Here is a 304-nt window from a genome sequence, read left to right on the forward strand (position 1 = left end):
GCACAAGGTCACGAAGGAGGAACTGGCCGCGATGAACCGGGAGGGCCTGCGCTGTGCCGCCGAACTGGCCGACGCCCGCGTGGACGTGATGAGCACCGCGTGCCTCGTCGCGATCATGGCCATGGGCCTCGGCTATCACCGCGAGACCGAACTGGAACTGACCGAGGTCGCGCGCGCCAACCATTGCCTCGCACCGGTCATGACGTCGGCCGGCGCGCTGGTGGACGGGTTGAAGACGCTGGGCGCCCGCCGTATCGCGCTGATGGCGCCGTACATGAAACCGCTGACCGACCTGGTCGTCCAG

The 304-nt window shown here is 68.4% G+C and carries 1 pseudogene; it reads left to right on the forward strand.

Features of this window, described 5'->3' with window-relative positions:
• Window positions 1-304: pseudogene (locus SB756_RS29125) on the forward strand (Asp/Glu racemase); the annotation flags it as partial.

The sequence above is a fragment of the Pseudomonas sp. SIMBA_068 genome, from assembly GCF_046534705.1.
Taxonomy (GTDB): Bacteria; Pseudomonadota; Gammaproteobacteria; order Pseudomonadales; family Pseudomonadaceae; genus Aquipseudomonas; species Aquipseudomonas putida.